General features: G+C 47.8%; 18 protein-coding genes. 7 read left to right on the forward strand and 11 right to left on the reverse strand.

Translation table 11 applies throughout. The features are described from left to right. Positions 1-6 precede the first annotated feature (6 nt). From N5923_RS12865 to N5923_RS12895, 7 genes are all read right to left on the reverse strand, one after another. Positions 7-1,302 carry a type II toxin-antitoxin system HipA family toxin gene (locus tag N5923_RS12865; RefSeq protein ID WP_267143030.1) on the reverse strand — a complete coding sequence of 432 codons (1,296 nt, stop codon included), beginning with the start codon at positions 1,300-1,302 and terminating at the stop codon, positions 7-9. Between the two features lie 3 nt (positions 1,303-1,305). Beyond that, positions 1,306-1,557, reverse strand: coding sequence for a helix-turn-helix domain-containing protein (locus tag N5923_RS12870; RefSeq protein WP_323372724.1), 252 nt, complete (start codon positions 1,555-1,557; stop codon positions 1,306-1,308). A 110-nt stretch (positions 1,558-1,667) separates the two neighbouring features. Further along, complete coding sequence (locus N5923_RS12875; RefSeq protein WP_267143028.1) at positions 1,668-2,378, reverse strand: GNAT family N-acetyltransferase; 711 nt, start codon at positions 2,376-2,378, stop codon at positions 1,668-1,670. A 137-nt stretch (positions 2,379-2,515) separates the two neighbouring features. Next, positions 2,516-3,115 (reverse strand): hypothetical protein, encoded by a 600-nt coding sequence (locus N5923_RS12880; RefSeq protein ID WP_267143027.1) that lies wholly within the window; start codon positions 3,113-3,115, stop codon positions 2,516-2,518. Continuing rightward, on the reverse strand, positions 3,115-4,077 hold the full coding sequence (locus tag N5923_RS12885) for a hypothetical protein (protein WP_267143026.1): 963 nt from the start codon (positions 4,075-4,077) through the stop codon (positions 3,115-3,117). The genes N5923_RS12880 and N5923_RS12885 overlap by 1 nt, the downstream gene beginning before the upstream one ends. 225 nt (positions 4,078-4,302) lie before the next feature. Beyond that, a complete protein-coding gene (locus N5923_RS12890; RefSeq protein WP_267143025.1) occupies positions 4,303-4,785 on the reverse strand; it encodes a DUF943 family protein in 483 nt (160 codons plus the stop codon). Next, entirely contained in the window at positions 4,782-5,627 is an 846-nt protein-coding gene (locus N5923_RS12895; RefSeq protein ID WP_267143024.1) for a DUF3289 family protein, read from the reverse strand. Before N5923_RS12895 ends, N5923_RS12890 begins: the two co-directional genes overlap by 4 nt. A gap of 182 nt (positions 5,628-5,809) precedes the next feature. Between N5923_RS12895 and N5923_RS12900 the strand changes: the two genes are divergently transcribed. Beyond that, the gene (locus tag N5923_RS12900) at positions 5,810-7,516 is read left to right on the forward strand and encodes a DUF4153 domain-containing protein (RefSeq protein ID WP_267143023.1); all 1,707 of its coding nucleotides are present in this window, start codon (positions 5,810-5,812) and stop codon (positions 7,514-7,516) included. A 110-nt stretch (positions 7,517-7,626) separates the two neighbouring features. On the opposite strand, the gene N5923_RS12905 is transcribed toward N5923_RS12900, so the two are convergent. From N5923_RS12905 to N5923_RS12915, 3 genes are all read right to left on the reverse strand, one after another. Then, complete coding sequence (locus tag N5923_RS12905; protein ID WP_267143042.1) at positions 7,627-7,959, reverse strand: type II toxin-antitoxin system VapC family toxin; 333 nt, start codon at positions 7,957-7,959, stop codon at positions 7,627-7,629. A 44-nt stretch (positions 7,960-8,003) separates the two neighbouring features. Beyond that, positions 8,004-8,225 carry a ribbon-helix-helix domain-containing protein gene (locus N5923_RS12910; protein WP_267143022.1) on the reverse strand — a complete coding sequence of 74 codons (222 nt, stop codon included), beginning with the start codon at positions 8,223-8,225 and terminating at the stop codon, positions 8,004-8,006. A gap of 103 nt (positions 8,226-8,328) precedes the next feature. Next, entirely contained in the window at positions 8,329-9,252 is a 924-nt protein-coding gene (locus tag N5923_RS12915) for a LysR family transcriptional regulator (RefSeq protein ID WP_267143021.1), read from the reverse strand. 136 nt (positions 9,253-9,388) lie between these two features. On the opposite strand from N5923_RS12915, the gene N5923_RS12920 reads away from it, so the two are divergent. The 3 genes from N5923_RS12920 (at position 9,389) to N5923_RS12930 (ending at position 12,049) form a co-directional block, all read left to right on the forward strand. Continuing rightward, complete coding sequence (locus N5923_RS12920) at positions 9,389-10,825, forward strand: MFS transporter (RefSeq protein ID WP_267143020.1); 1,437 nt, start codon at positions 9,389-9,391, stop codon at positions 10,823-10,825. A 124-nt stretch (positions 10,826-10,949) separates the two neighbouring features. Continuing rightward, positions 10,950-11,414 carry a mobile mystery protein A gene (locus N5923_RS12925; RefSeq protein ID WP_267143019.1) on the forward strand — a complete coding sequence of 155 codons (465 nt, stop codon included), beginning with the start codon at positions 10,950-10,952 and terminating at the stop codon, positions 11,412-11,414. Beyond that, on the forward strand, positions 11,414-12,049 hold the full coding sequence (locus N5923_RS12930) for a mobile mystery protein B (RefSeq protein ID WP_267143018.1): 636 nt from the start codon (positions 11,414-11,416) through the stop codon (positions 12,047-12,049). Before N5923_RS12925 ends, N5923_RS12930 begins: the two co-directional genes overlap by 1 nt. Positions 12,050-12,726: 677 nt before the next feature. Here N5923_RS12930 and N5923_RS12935 read toward each other — a convergent pair. Next, positions 12,727-13,044, reverse strand: coding sequence for a SymE family type I addiction module toxin (locus N5923_RS12935; RefSeq protein WP_267143017.1), 318 nt, complete (start codon positions 13,042-13,044; stop codon positions 12,727-12,729). 586 nt (positions 13,045-13,630) lie between these two features. On the opposite strand from N5923_RS12935, the gene N5923_RS12940 reads away from it, so the two are divergent. From N5923_RS12940 to N5923_RS12950, 3 genes are read left to right on the forward strand one after another with little or no spacing between them, the layout of a single operon-like run. Beyond that, complete coding sequence (locus N5923_RS12940) at positions 13,631-14,014, forward strand: hypothetical protein (protein ID WP_267143016.1); 384 nt, start codon at positions 13,631-13,633, stop codon at positions 14,012-14,014. Further along, positions 14,011-14,313 (forward strand): hypothetical protein, encoded by a 303-nt coding sequence (locus N5923_RS12945; protein ID WP_267143015.1) that lies wholly within the window; start codon positions 14,011-14,013, stop codon positions 14,311-14,313. The genes N5923_RS12940 and N5923_RS12945 overlap by 4 nt, the downstream gene beginning before the upstream one ends. After that, positions 14,306-14,683 carry an RES family NAD+ phosphorylase gene (locus N5923_RS12950; protein WP_267143014.1) on the forward strand — a complete coding sequence of 126 codons (378 nt, stop codon included), beginning with the start codon at positions 14,306-14,308 and terminating at the stop codon, positions 14,681-14,683. Before N5923_RS12945 ends, N5923_RS12950 begins: the two co-directional genes overlap by 8 nt. Positions 14,684-14,724 lie beyond the last annotated feature (41 nt).

Consider the following 14,724-nt stretch of genomic DNA (forward strand, 5'->3'; position numbering starts at 1 on the left):
GCGCCGTCAGGGTAATCTTGTTGCCTGCCGGGTTAAGCCCTGGAATATCGGCTCACTGATATTCTCCGGGAAATCGTGCGGTAGAATCGCCAGCATATCGGTAATGACCTGCGCCGTTTTTCTTTTCATTTCACTCATCAGCAATTCAACACTGCTTACCGGATAATCAACTTGCTGTGCGGTTGAGATAAAATGCCGTGGCAAAATGGTATGCCAGTGAAAATGACGATTGCGACCAAGCATCGCCATGGCCATTTTGGCTTTTTTAACCGCTATACCTTTTGGATTCATCAATGGGAACGCAGACATCACGTCATACAGCGGTGTCATACGGTAAGCACTTCCCGGCTCAATAAAGAGGCTAAAGTTTTTTGCGTGTCCATCTATAGCAGCCAGCATCCAGAACAGTATTTGACTCTTAAAAAAAGTGTCCCGATCCTGCACCGGATGCTGCGACCCCAGTAACAGCTTCATGCCATCCGCAATGCCCGGGCCACCATCAGATTCATATTTTAATGCGGGCGCCACACCTAACGCCTGACAAAAATCTTCCTGTGGCAAGCGCATCAGCCAACTGTCGTCTTGTGACCAGCGACGATCAAAGCGTTCAACGACCAGAACTTTCTGCTCACCAAAGCGCGCCATATCAGAACAGGCGGCGGGTAGCCCATAGGCCTGGGCGATTTTTAAACACAACCACTCATTTTCTACACTTTCACTGAGATCAATACCGTTATTCGCGATATAACCGATCGGTAGTTTAATAATATGGCTGGTTGGCGTGCTGCCCTGTGGCCGCTGCCACCGATTCTGATACCAGAGTAGTGCGGTTTTCTCCTGCGCTCCCGCCAGAGAAATGCGAAAATCATCAATACCTTCTTCCATGCCTAAGGGCGCGTCTTTATAACCCTGGAGTAGCTGCTCAACCTCTTTATCACTTAGTGGCTCAGCATTGATGCTGGTGACTGGTGCAATCTCGCTTCCTTCAGAATAAAGCTGGACGGCGCCAACACAATCACTGCCTATACGGGAGAGCAAATCAAAAGGTTGTCGGGTTGGAATCTTGAAGCGGGACTGGATACGACGGCGAATTTGTTCGTTATCAGGAAGCAGATTATCAAAAAAATTGTAAACCACATGGCCACGAAATTTTGCTACCTGAAGAGGCAATGAAAGAGAAATCGCACGGGCGCCAGTACGTTCAAGCCAGTCGGCATCATAGATAAATGACATTTCTCCGCCAGCGGCCTTCTCCAGCACTCCCACGGTGATACCATTTAATGCGACAATTAATTTATCCATCGCTTACCACTCCTGATCCCAGGAGGTCGTATCACCCTCTTTACTGTTGCGTGGAGCAATCTGCAGCTCTAAATCTAATGCGGCCAGCAGCTTAAATAAGGTTTCCAGGCGGGTTCCATCTGGATAGTTTTCAAATCCAGATACCGTCGACTGCTTTAAGCCGATAGTTTCAGCGGTCTTTTTCTGACTCTGATGACGCTTTTTACGCTCGTTACGCAGCGCACTTGCCAGCATTTTTGCCGAAGTTATCTTCATTTTATCCTCCCGGGCGGATATTTTCAGTATATCCCCCATAGCGGATAAAACAAGTTTTATCCTCTATAACGGATAATACAAAAATATCCTCTACAGGGGATAAAATACCTTCAACCCTGGCGCAAACTCTGCAACGACTGAATCTGCTGCCCTTCGCTATCAAAATTGCGACGATCCAGCCACGACTCCAGCGCCTGTTTTACCACCGGCCATTCGCCATCGATAATCGAAAACCAGCAGGTGTCGCGCGTGCGCCCTTTATACACCAGCGCCTGACGAAACAGCCCTTCAAACTGAAACCCCAGGCGCAGAGCCGCTTTTCGCGATGGCAGATTGCAGCTGTCGCATTTCCATTCATAGCGACGATAGCCCAGTTGATCAAAGGCCAGTTTCATCAGCAGATAATGGGCTTCGGTGGCCATTGCCGTCTGCTTTAGCAGCGGCGAAAACGCCACATGTCCCACCTCTATTGCGCCGTGCTGGGGATCGATACGCATCAGTGATAGCGTGCCAACCGCGCGATCGGTGGTTTTATCGATAACCGCAAAATGCAACGGATCCTGACTGGCCGCCATTGACTGCGCATGGTGCAGATAACTGTCGAAGTCGCTAAACGGCTCGGCAAACATATATGTCCAGTCACGACCATCTGGCGCCAGCGCAAAAGCGGCATAGAGATCGGCGGCATGTTTATCCACATCGATCGGTTCAAGACGGCAATATTGCCCGTCAAGAATGATACGTGGTGGCAATGAGCGCGGCGTCCAGTCTGGCAGATCCGCGCCCACCGGCTGGCCATATTGATTGGTAACTGATGTCATTACTGTTCTCCCGGCTGACAATGATGATCTCTAATCTGGCTGATAAGTGGACCATTTGAAAGATCCACTCAGGCAAGATTTTAGCGATCCACATCGCTTTTCAGACAGCTTAAACGCCACTTTGCCGTTATAAATATTTATCTGAGGTTATTATTTTCAGACCTTATTTCACGAGCAAGGCTGGCAATTCGCTGTGACCGGCACCAGAGCACAAACAGGATAAATGACTGACTGTTTATCAGCCGACGACATAACAGCGCCGCCGCCAGCGCAACTACCATCATAACCGCATGGCGACTATCGCCGGCCAGCATCGCCAACATTAACTGCGCAATCGTCGCAATAAACAACAGGCCATGCAGCGCGAAAAACAGGTTCAGACCGCGAAGGTAACCACGGGAAGTCTGGTAGCTTGCCGACAGGATGCTGATAAGAAACAGTATTGATGGCAGGAAAAAGCAGAGCGCTCTGACCTGTGGCTGTTGATCGGGCAAGATATGCAGCAGCATCAGCAGATTCAGCACAAATACCACCAAAAAACACAACAAGGCGAGTGCCAGTGAAAAGGCGTTCTGCCGTGGCAACTGCGCAGGAGGGTTATCAAAATAACGCTCCAGTTCAATCGTCGAGTGCTGCAACAAACTATCGTCGTTACGCGCAATAATTTGCTCGGTTTCTCTGCCATGCTGCAGCAATTTATAAAAACGGGAACCGGCTAAAAAAGCTAACAATTGCATTAAATTACCGCGAGAGATTGGATGGTGCCAAAAATATAGCGCCCTGATTTGGGGATATTGCCGGGGGCGGCAATAACGCCACTGACCGCGCTTCCGGCTACGGATGCTGCACTGGTGACCACTGCGGCAAGTTGTTTTCTTAGCTCGTGCTGAATCGGCTCAATGGGAAAACGTTTCGGGTAGAGGCCAGCGCGCAGCGCTATCTTAATTTCTTTAGCCGTAATGCCAGGATTTTGTACCCGAATAATTAATTCAGTCAGTCGCGCGCGATCCTGTCGTGGATAATTTTTCAGCCACTCGGTCACTTTTAACGACGATACGGATTTCATCGCGCGATAAGTAGCAACTGCTTCTTTCAAAGCACCAGCGGCGCTGGCAAGAGAAATCAGGTCAAGAGCAGTCGATGTTGTCACATACCAGTTTTGCGAGTCCAGCCATGCAACATTTTCCCCACTGGTTTCCCCAATATCATAAAGGCGGTACATACCATTAATACATTGCAAACCGGTGGCGGCAGCGCCCGCATATCCCAGCGCGACCAGTGCGCCACTGGCTCCAGCGGTGATCGGTGTTGCCGCACCGGCCGCAATCGCCACACCAGCGGTAATGAGCATTGCGCCGCAAGAGAGCACCGTGGAGGCAATCTCGGTGCCTAACGAGGTAGCAGAAACGGCTTCGGAGAGCGTTTTTCCAACGCTGTTTTGTGAACCTTGCGGCGGGGTTTTGGTGACAATCACATGCGTGACAACACCACTCTGTCCGTTCGGATGCCTGTAGCCTGGCCTCACCAGATATTTATGGGGACCATCAGCATAGATAATCCCTGCCTGATAGAACTCGCGAGTACAATCCATTGATGCACCCAGCCTTTTGAAATCAAAATCAGGCGCTCCCTGACCAAAGAGATGCGCGAAATCGTAATCCATCATGCTTTTTTCGGGATTTGAGCCAGGCAGAGCCATTATTTTTCCTTGTGATTGGGTTATCAGCGTACCTAAGCCAGCAGTTTGCTGGTAAAGCATCACGTATAATTTATCCGTAACCCGCCATTCATCGGGTAAAATGCACTTCGGGAAAACTAACTCATTTCAATATGTGTCACAAGTATAAAAGTTAATGATTGCTAATGGGAGTGATGAAATCACCGCTTTATGTCCGGCGGTGCGCTGGCGAATGATTTTGTCATTTCAGAGGTCTTTACCCCGGACAATCTCGCCATTTGGCCGTTCAATAAAGACTTTTCTGCCGAAGTAGATAAGCACTACACCATCTCGAGTGATGCTTATATGCATCTGGCGATCTTTTACAATACACCTTTCTGCCACCTTCATATCATCAAAACAGAGCAGATAAGAGGTATCCTTACTGGGGAAGAAAGTATCCTCCGGTTTTTCTATCTGATAACCTTCGCCAAAGTTCCAGAAAGATATCCACCGAAGCCCATTCGTGTCCAGTTGCGGCAGGCCATATTTTTCTTTCAGCATTGTTTTGTTTTCCTGCCACCACGCTATCTGTCTATTAATGGTTAACGGAAAGTTTTTTACCAGGATGTCGCTGGAAGCATTCTCATAATGTATAGCAACGATTTCTACCGGGCGAGAGATCTTCCACAGTAAATATAAAAGCACAATTAACAACAATACAATTAATATTTTAAATAAATATTTCATCTGGTTCGTTCTCCAGTGATATCCAGAGTGGCTGACATATTGGTCATAAAAGGTCTGTAGCCAAACTTCTCCCAACGTTGCAAAACAAACCAGATACGGAAAACAGGAATATGATGAAAACGAAGATTCATTATATCTTGATTATCCAGACCAAAATGGTCCTGTCCTTTATAATGTACTTTTGCCCGAAAGCGCGCCCCATCAATATATAAAGATTCAATAGTTATCTGAGTGGCGAAGACATCATGAATCGAAACACTTAGTCCATTGTACTTATCCTGCCATCGATTGAATTTAGGTAGAACCGTATCCATTAATATGTTTTTAAACTCTTCTTTTGCCGCATCAGGATAGCATTTATTATCCCAATCAATATTCGCATTTAACACCCTTTCAATTGCAGAGAATGAACTACGCTCTGTTTTATCATTAAGAATATGTAAATAGTAAGCCATATCCAGATCGCGCGAATGAAATGGGTTCCCTGTACATCGTTGCATATGATTAACTAAATCAATAAACAGTCGTCGATTGCCCATAAAAGAGACTGGCCAGGAATGACTTCTGAAATGGTCAAATAATAGTTTTGCGATTTTATCGTGACTGGTTGGTTGATGAATGATTACCGGGCGGGCGAAAGCGTAGTTACCAAGCGGATATTTCGCAACCTCACTGTTCCACGGATCGACGCCTTCGACGATGGTTTTTAAACCAAAGTAGCCTTTCAGACAATTTTCACTTAAATCACCATACCTCATATCATTAGCATCGTAATCATCAAATTGATTCTTAGTCTGATAAAGCGTAAAGGGAAACTGTAACGCAGTAGAAGATAGTGACATTGGAGATTCCTTCTCATTATCTCGGGCTTCATGCCCTGTATCTGTTTTATAGCGTAAATACGCATTTATATAAAACGCGTTCGATCACAAATCTCCGTTTTTCAATAATGGGTAATATTATCTTTTAATATTTTTTTTTGCCGCCATAATCATCCATAACTGGTTTAACAAGGGACTGTTTTATGTTTGTCACCTCTTCACTGACTCCGCCTGTACGCAAGGGCATTATGGTTACCGGCTTGCTTAGCGGCGCATTCTGGGCGGCTCTGGGGTATCTGCAACCCAACGCTGTCCTGACTCTGTATCTGCAGGTTTTGCTGACAGGTTTTGCTGGGGTTCTGGCATTTACCGTAACGCGCTTTCGCTCACCCGCCCCCTGGCTTCAGGCGCTGGTGGTACTGCCTTTTCTCGCGCTGATGACGGGCTGGCTATGCTGGCACTTTGCTGATACTGATAAAGGCGCGTTCCCGGACCAGATCTTTGTGGTCGCTATCTTCTGGCTATTTCTGCTGTTGCCGCTATTGCAGGCCCGCAGCAATCCGCAACAGGAGAGTTATGCCACGGCGGTCGTCGCTGCACTGTGGCAAAACAGTTTCACCGTTACGGCCACGGTATTACTGACGGGATTGTTCTGGCTGCTGCTGCTGTTCTGGAGCAAATTATTCAGCCTGATTGGCATCGGATTGTTCGATGAGCTCTTTTTCCGCAACAGCTTCTTTCCACCGATTGCCACCGGCACCGTTATCGCGACGGGTATTGCCCTGTGTCGCAGCCTGCCTGCCGCCAGCGCTATTTTCAGACGCTTTCTCACGCTGCTGGCAACGGTGACTCTGCCACTGTTTGCCGCGATTTCACTGCTGTTCATCGCCTTTTTGCCGTTTACCGGACTATCGATTATTCCCAAAAATGTGTCTGCCGCCACGTTGCTCAGTATTTTGGCGCTAATGATGATGGTAATCAGCGCCATGGTCGGTACAACTGGCACGTCCACGCTGCGTTACCCCAACTGGATACATAAGCTGGTGGTGGTGGCGCAGCTTCTGACGCCGATTTTTTCCCTGCTGGCGGCCTATGCGTTAGGACTGAGAATAGCGGAATATGGTTGGAGCATGGATCGCGTCAATGCCGCCGTGGCAATCAGCGTGATAGTCATCTGGACGTTGGGTGCCGTCTGGATGCTACGCCATGGATGGCGTGATGTTGTACCGCAAATTGATCGGCTCACTACCGCGATCCTCGGATTGATAGCGCTGCTATGGCTGCTGCTGCACACCCCGGTTATTGATCCGTACCGGATTGCGGTTAACAGTCAGCTCTCACGGCTGGAACAGGGCCAGAACCGCGCTGACTATCTCGATCTCTATATGTTCAGCTCCGCAGGCCGACGTGGCAATCAGGCACTGCGGACATTGCAGCAACATCCGCAATGGCTGAATAAGCCAGCGCAACTTCGCAGCACCCTGGCATCGATGCTGACCGAAAATGGTCGCGATGAAGCATCAGCGCTAACCCCGGAGACTTTGCGCCAGCATATTCATGTGCGGAAAGGCAGCCGCGTACCGCCGGAGAGCTGGTGGCAAAGCCTGCCGGAAAACAGTTATGCAGTGCGTACCTGCATGGCTGCGTCATCATTCTGTCTCGCGTGGTCGATGGATATGAACAATGATGGTATCGCGGAAGTGCTGATATATGACCGCGACCAGAATAAGATTGATATATTCAGCATAGAGAATGGCAGCTGGCGTACCGTTGCACATATTTCGCTGCGCGATAGTGCTCAATTAACTGGCAAGGCGATAGAGGATGGCAAGCTGAATACGGTTGAGAAACAATGGCGTGATCTGCAGATCGATGGCAACCGCTACCCGGTGCAATATTATGGGTGGTGATGATTAGTTAAGTTACAGGAGATGGCCTTTGCCGATCTCCTGTTAACTCGCAGGATGGAGATTACAGAAGATATTGGCTGTTACTTTATTAGCAACATAGAAAAACATGCCTAAAGTTGGTAAGGCATGATAACGCCAGATTCGGTGCCAAAATCTTTTGGATTGCGCGAAATTAACGTCCTGAAATTTACCTGAGCGGTTGCCCATATAATAGCATCAGGTAATTTTACGCTATTCTCATGGCGTATAGTGACTGCGCGCTCCGATACAGCATCAGTCACCGGTAGTAACAGAAATTGCGCTAAAAACTGACGAGTCTGGACTTCTTGCTCTTCCGTCATTTTTTTTGCGCCCACCATTACCTCCATCCACGTAATAACGCTGATAGCGGGTCTGTAGCTATATTTCTCTAGCGTGTTTTTTGCCTGAGGAATACCGCTCAGTCAATCAATCAGGATATTAGTGTCAAACAAAGCCAGTTGCGCAATCATTCCCACTCCTCGCGCATCTGATTTTCATAAATGACTCCATCAACTTTTTTATTTCCCCACAGGCCAAATGCATTGCTATTACCGCCCACACGATTTCTATCCAGAAAAGCTGCCATAGCCTGTCTGATTAACTCAGCCCTCGAAACATCGCGAATGGCCTTTAAGTTATCCAGCTGACGCAGATCCTCTTCAGATAGATCGATAACAATACGAGTCATAGGTATGCCCTCCGAATGATATTTGATATACATATCATGTGGCAAAAAAGATCATTTTTTCCACTACTTTCAGCTACTACAGAACACTAAGAGCATCGAACCATCACTCCGCCACCCGCTGGCGGCAGACGCTCAGCACTAATTGTCGCAGCCAGCGGTGGGCCGCATCGACCTCTGAACGCGGATGCCACATCTGTGAAATGGTGATGCCGCTGGTTTTGACCGGAAGTTCAAAAGCCCTGAGTGTGGCGGCAGCACCCTCAACAATACGTTGATGGTTAAGGAATGATGCAGGCACCAGCGCGACCAGATCGGATGCCTGAGCTACCGCCAGCGCCGCCGGAAAGCTCGGCACCGCGGCGGCGATATTACGTTCTAAGCCGATTTCAGCCAGTGCTTCATCGACAGGTCCGTTCAGCGTTTCATGGCGAGAAGCGACAACATGCCCGTAAGAGACATACTGGCTGGCGGACACCTTCGCTTCCCGCGCCAGTGGATGATCCTTTCTTACCACTGCGACAAAACGGTCGCGGAACAGCGCCTGTAAGCGTATTTCCGGCCCCATATCGCTTAATACACCCACCTCAAGATCGACCAGCCCTTCACGTAAATGTCTGGAACTTTTTTCTGATTTTGGCGCAAAGCGCAGACGCACCAAAGGAGCCTCGTTTGCCGCAGCGGCAATCAGCGCCGCGCCAAACGCCTCAACAAAACCATCGTTAGCGCGAATGGTAAAGGTTCGCTGCAACGTGGCTATATTCAGTTCTGACGCCGCGGGACGCAGGATAGCGCGTGCGGCGAAAACGGTATTTTGCGTGCGTTCGCGTATCTGTTCCGCATAGGGCGTCAGTACCATATTACGCCCTGCCCGCACCAGTATCGGGTCATTGGTCACCGCGCGCAGGCGGCTCAGCGTGCGGCTCATCGCCGAGGCGCTTAAGTTCAGACGACGCGCAGCACCCGCCACACTTCCTTCGGCAAGCAGTACATCAAGCGCGATCAGTAAATTGAGGTCAGGTTCAGTCATAACTCATAGTATCCACAGTCAAAGGAAGTGGGAAGGCGTCTGATGCAGGTTATAAGTGCAAATGCTGCGTCTTCCGCCTTATCTCCTGCATGGTTATATTTTCTGCATCAATATTCCAGAGAAGCAAGGTTCTTCCATGATGCAGAAGACAGAATTATTCTCCAACCAGTCGGGTGATGAAGGGCTGCCAGGCCATGAGCGCGGATTAGCGATGGCTGCGGTAATGACCAGCACCACAATGGCGGTATTCGACGGTTCGATGGTGAATATTGCGTTACCGCAGATCGCCCGTTCGCTGGAAGTTTCCGCCGCATCGGCGGTGTGGGTAGCCAACGGCTATCTTTTATCGGCGGCAATGACGCTGGCGATCTTTGCCGCGCTGGCAACCCGAATGGGGTTTCGCGCGCTATTTAGCGCTGGTCTGATGCTGTTTACGCTGGCATCTCTTGGCTGCGCATTATCGTCGTCGCTGGATATGCTGGTTGCGATGCGCTTATTGCAGGGCATTGGCGGCGCAGCAACCCTCAGTATTGCACCGGCAATACTGCGCTCGATTTTCCCTAACCGTCTGCTGGGACGCATTCTCGGGCTTAATGCCCTGCTGATCGCCGCCAGCACCGCCATCGCGCCGGTGCTGGGCGGAACCTTGCTGTCGGCAATCGGCTGGCAATGGTTATTTGCCATCAATATTCCGCTGGGTCTTATCGCGATGATACTCAGCCTGCGAGTTATCCCTGGCAAACAGACGCCAGCGCGTGAGCCATTTGATATCGCAGGCGCGATTCTCTCTGCGGTGATGCTGGGCGCACTGATTATGGCGGCAAACAGCTTTTCCCGGCCTGGTGAAGCAGCGCCTGCGCCTGAGACATTGGCCACCGCCATCGCTTACGGAGTGACCGCTATCATTACTGGCATGGTGTTTATCTGGCGTCAGCGTCGCGCGGCAAAACCGCTGCTGCCGCTGGATATGTTTGCTTCTGCACGTTTTTCACTGGCGGCGTTAACCTCGCTGGCATCCTTTATCAGCCAGGGGATTACCTTTGTGGCATTGCCATTCCTGTTCCAGAGTGTTTATGGTTACAGCGCCTTTGTTTCCGCCCTGCTGTTTATCCCATGGCCGGCAGGTATCGTGCTGGCCGCGCCACACGCCGGACGCCTCGCCGACCGTTATCCGGCGGCGATTATCTCTACAGTCGGGCTATGTCTGTATGCTGCCGGACTGGTGCTGCTGGCGCAACTGCCTGAACACGCGCAGGCGTGGGATATTGGTGCGCGTAGCCTGCTATGCGGCATCGGCTTTGGTTGCTTTCAAAGCCCCAATAACCGCGAGATGCTGTCAAATGCGTCGCGCGCCAATAGCGGCTATGCCTCCGGCGTGCTGGCGATAATGCGCACTTTCGGCCAGTGCCTCGGTGCGGCGTTGGTTGGGGTTATTTTGTCGCTGTATGCCCTGCCGCTGAACAATGCAGTGCAGGAAGCGCAGGCAGTGAGATTAAGCCTTTGGTTAGCGGTGGTAGCGACGGTTCTGGCGATGGTGATGAGTTTTAGCCGGGTTTGGAGGGCGCGTGGGTAAGTTTGATGTTATCAATCCCTAAAATTTTATTGCATATATAATATAAATACATGGAAAATTCATATCATATATACAATGAAAAAGGTGTAAAATCATTGCATATACGCAATATAAGATAAATAAAATGTGGAATAAAGAGCTTAAAATCAAACAATTAGACCGATCACTTAGCGATATGACGAGTAGTCGGAAAGCGAAGCGTCCCAAAAAAGGGTGGATAAACCTAATCAGGACGACACTCGGTATGAGTGCTCGCGCGCTCGGCGACCGCACAGGACTGAGCCAGTCACGAATCGCCCTGATTGAAAAAGGTGAGATAGACGGAACCATTACGCTAAACACACTGGAGAAAGTCGCCGACGGACTGGAGTGTGAACTGGTATACTATCTGGTGCCAAAGCAGGAGAAATCACTGGAAAAATTGCGTGAGGAGCAGGCAGAAAAAAAAGCCGCGTTTCTTAACAATTATTCCGAAACTCATATGTCTCTTGAAAAGCAACCGACAACAAAAAGCTTTCAAACGGACAATAAGAACAACCTCAAGGATGAGCTGCTCAGAGAGTGGCGTCGCGACTTCTGGGATATCTGATGATTAAAGGAATTAACAGCAATCTGCCTGATGGAGCAACGGCACTGAGTCCCGATGATATGGTTGGGCTGATTCCTGACTATATTATGACGCGTGATGATCTTAACGAATTTGAGAAGATGAACATCCAGCAGGCTATCAGCTGGTTGCGCAGACAGCGTTTCCATTACAATAAAGTTCTAAGCATTGAGTTCTGCTGTAAGTTACATCAGAGAATGTTCGATGCAACATGGGAATGGGCCGGAAAATTCAGGCTGCGAGAAGTTAATATCGGCAACACGCCGCCTTACATGATATCGACGAGAGTAAGAGAAACGCTCGATAATGCATGCTATTGGGTCGAAAATAAAACCTACCCGTTAGATGAAATCTGCTTACGCCTGCACCGCGATATCGTCTGGATCCACCCTTTCCCTAACGGCAATGGCCGCCACTCACGTATCTACTGCGATATTCTGCGTACAGCCTTGGGTAAAAGAAGTTTTACCTGGGGAAACAGTACTGAAAATCTGGGAGATGCTGATGCGCAGCGCACTGACTACATCACCGCATTAAGAGAAGCAGATCTGGGAAACTATCAACAGTTGTTGTGTTTTGCGAGGTCCGAAAATAAAAAAGACGCTATTGCCTTATAGCGGCGGTGCTAGCTTCCCTGCTAAAGCCATTAAATAATCGAGTAAAATACAGCTAATTATATTAATAATCGTTAATTACTCTTTAAAGCATTTTTTAAACTATGGTCGCCGATCACAGCTATCAGTCCAGGATAGCGAACGATTTCAAATTTAGAGAAGGCACTGAAGTAAAATTCGTATGCCACATCACATAACTCACCGTATTTCTCCAAATATTTTCAGAGATGGCTTTTTATCCTGAAATATCTGCATTACAATCCTGCTTAGCCATAATAGCTACCCTCGCTAGTCGTTGTGGTTAGCGGTGCGGGTATGTTAACGCATATTCGCATCGCGATTAAAGACAGACTGTTATAATATACAGTGACATGGATAAACCCCAGATAATAGATGATAAAAAATACTCTTTGACCTTATTATATATTGCAAGAAAAATATATAGCTATAAAAATTAATCAACATAAAACCATTAAGCTGTGAAATATATTTATATATAAAAATTAGCCACAATGCATGTTTATACCATCAGTATCAAACATTAACAAAGAAAGTCACATAAACAATCAACCTCCAGGCATTGGATTTATGGAAGGTAAAGTAACGACACCGGATAACTTTAACAATTTGAAACTATGGTCGCTGTCCCGGTTATCGTTGCAGGACAGCGGCCGGTAGTGTTATCGAGTGCTGTTACTCGCGACCATACCGATATACTCTTCAACTTGCCGCTGTTTCCGTGCAGAGAGTCTATGCAAAGACTGAATAAGTCCAGGCTCATCCAGCGTAGTAATCACCAGGCAACCCGGCATTACGCGTACATCTACCTTTTTACCGATAGTAAATTCGGCTGTCGCCAGCCACTGACCTGTTAATGACAGAGAAGGTACTGGCGTAAAATCCGGATGCCGCCTCACATAACTCACCGTATTTCGCCGAATATTTGCAGTGATGGCTTTTGATCCTGAAAATTCTGACTTACAATCCTGCTTAGCCATGATAACTAACCTCGATAGTTGTTGTGGTTAGCGGTGCGGGTATGTTAGCGCATATTCGCATCGCGATTAAAAAACACACTGTTATAATATACAGTAACGTGGTAAAGTCCATATAATAGATGATGAAAAATATTTATTGATTTTATTATATATTACCAGGAAATATGTGAGTATAAATATTAATTAGCATAAAATTATTAAACAGTGAAATAGACATTATTAATTTCCATAAAAAAGAGCCGCAACTGACTAAGTTGTTTTAATTTTTAGTCATAAAAACCTCCTGATTAATGCTAATTTAGACACAGATTATAAATCTGTATTTATTTAATAACAACTTTAAAGCTGTATAACCACACTTATGTTATATTAAACTGCCAATTAATCTTTTTCAAATTCATTGATACCTCACCGACATCAAAAACTTTTTTTCGAATATTATCCGTAATTTTAATGTTAACGTGATTTTGTCCGACTATGAGGGTTAACTACGAAGGTGCAATAATTAACGCTGCAATGATCTCTTGCTGCAAACTCAATCCTTAAGACATATGTTAGTGCGTATATCAGAAGAAGAGAGGCATCTATGACCGCAAAACAAAGAAGAGCCAGAACAATGAATTTTGACCTTGTTTCGCCAGGCAACAGGATTGAACACGATATCCGCATCAATGAGCTGCCGGTCAAAAATGGTCAGCAGTATGTCATTGTTGAGATCCCTGAGTTCGCTAATGCCGAAGTGTTTCAGATCGCTCTTCAGAGTGCTGTTAATACACTTGCGGCGATCAACTTCCGGAAACAAGAAGAACGTAAGACCACCCCGCAAAGAAACGCTGTGCAGAATAACGCCGAAACCTTCACGGACAGAAATACGCAAAGATTAAATCAGTTAAAGGAATCAATACTGCAGGATGGTCACTGTTACCAGCGCGGGAAGTCAGTCAGCGGTCTGGCTCTGATCCGGCAGTGAAAAACCCAAGCGCAGTACCAAATCGCTGGAAACATGAGAGTAAAATATTTGCCGTGCCGTCTAAAGGTAAGGATCTTTATCCGGATTACGCTCTTGATGCTGGCGGCCAGCCACTGCCACTGGTAAGAAGGATCCTTGAAATCTTCGACGGTTCGAAGACACCCTGGTCGTTAGCTTTTTGGTTTGGACTGCCTAACAGCTGGTTGGGTAGCAAAAAACCAAAAGATCTGCTGGCTAGCGATCCCGAAGCAGTATTAAAAGCAGCAGCCATGGATAAAGAGGGACCGGTGCATGGTTAATACTAAGCTCCCCAGGGTGAAAAAGCAGAAGCTTCCATCCCCACCGAAAAATGCGTCCGCTTCAATGACGATATGGGAAGCCGAAAAACCCATAGATCGTATCCATCACCCGGATTTTACTGCCGCGCAGTTCAATCCGGGTAAAGGGCATGCCAGGTTCAGCCCGATGAAGGATCAAAATGGAGCTTTTGTACCAACGATTTATGGCGGTGAAAATGTGGGCGTCGCGCTGATGGAAACCTTGCTACATAATCTGCCAACACCATGTGGGGGTTATCCTGTTGAAATGTCAGAACTTCAAAAATTGGCGCACAGTCAGCTTGTGCCAACACAGAATTTAGCTCTGGTAGACCTTAATCCCCGAGTGTAGTGGCCGACAAAATTGGCCACTACGTTATCGCTGCCCCAATA

The sequence above is a fragment of the Winslowiella arboricola genome, assembly GCF_025527015.1.
Lineage (GTDB): Bacteria > Pseudomonadota > Gammaproteobacteria > Enterobacterales > Enterobacteriaceae > Erwinia > Erwinia arboricola.

Excerpts from the sequence above, each read along its gene's own strand:
- N5923_RS12865 (WP_267143030.1), bottom strand. The coding sequence starts at position 1,302 with ATGGATAAATTAATTGTCGCATTAAATGGTATCACCGTGGGAGTGCTG.
- N5923_RS12915 (WP_267143021.1), bottom strand. The coding sequence starts at position 9,252 with ATGACTGAACCTGACCTCAATTTACTGATCGCGCTTGATGTACTGCTT.
- N5923_RS12890 (WP_267143025.1), bottom strand. The coding sequence starts at position 4,785 with ATGAAATATTTATTTAAAATATTAATTGTATTGTTGTTAATTGTGCTT.
- N5923_RS12925 (WP_267143019.1), top strand. The coding sequence starts at position 10,950 with ATGTGGAATAAAGAGCTTAAAATCAAACAATTAGACCGATCACTTAGC.
- N5923_RS12880 (WP_267143027.1), bottom strand. The coding sequence starts at position 3,115 with ATGCAATTGTTAGCTTTTTTAGCCGGTTCCCGTTTTTATAAATTGCTG.
- N5923_RS12950 (WP_267143014.1), top strand. The coding sequence starts at position 14,306 with ATGGTTAATACTAAGCTCCCCAGGGTGAAAAAGCAGAAGCTTCCATCC.
- N5923_RS12935 (WP_267143017.1), bottom strand. The coding sequence starts at position 13,044 with ATGGCTAAGCAGGATTGTAAGTCAGAATTTTCAGGATCAAAAGCCATC.
- N5923_RS12895 (WP_267143024.1), bottom strand. The coding sequence starts at position 5,627 with ATGTCACTATCTTCTACTGCGTTACAGTTTCCCTTTACGCTTTATCAG.
- N5923_RS12875 (WP_267143028.1), bottom strand. The coding sequence starts at position 2,378 with ATGACATCAGTTACCAATCAATATGGCCAGCCGGTGGGCGCGGATCTG.
- N5923_RS12930 (WP_267143018.1), top strand. The coding sequence starts at position 11,414 with ATGATTAAAGGAATTAACAGCAATCTGCCTGATGGAGCAACGGCACTG.
- N5923_RS12870 (WP_323372724.1), bottom strand. The coding sequence starts at position 1,557 with ATGAAGATAACTTCGGCAAAAATGCTGGCAAGTGCGCTGCGTAACGAG.
- N5923_RS12900 (WP_267143023.1), top strand. The coding sequence starts at position 5,810 with ATGTTTGTCACCTCTTCACTGACTCCGCCTGTACGCAAGGGCATTATG.
- N5923_RS12910 (WP_267143022.1), bottom strand. The coding sequence starts at position 8,225 with ATGACTCGTATTGTTATCGATCTATCTGAAGAGGATCTGCGTCAGCTG.
- N5923_RS12940 (WP_267143016.1), top strand. The coding sequence starts at position 13,631 with ATGACCGCAAAACAAAGAAGAGCCAGAACAATGAATTTTGACCTTGTT.
- N5923_RS12920 (WP_267143020.1), top strand. The coding sequence starts at position 9,389 with ATGATGCAGAAGACAGAATTATTCTCCAACCAGTCGGGTGATGAAGGG.
- N5923_RS12885 (WP_267143026.1), bottom strand. The coding sequence starts at position 4,077 with ATGGCTCTGCCTGGCTCAAATCCCGAAAAAAGCATGATGGATTACGAT.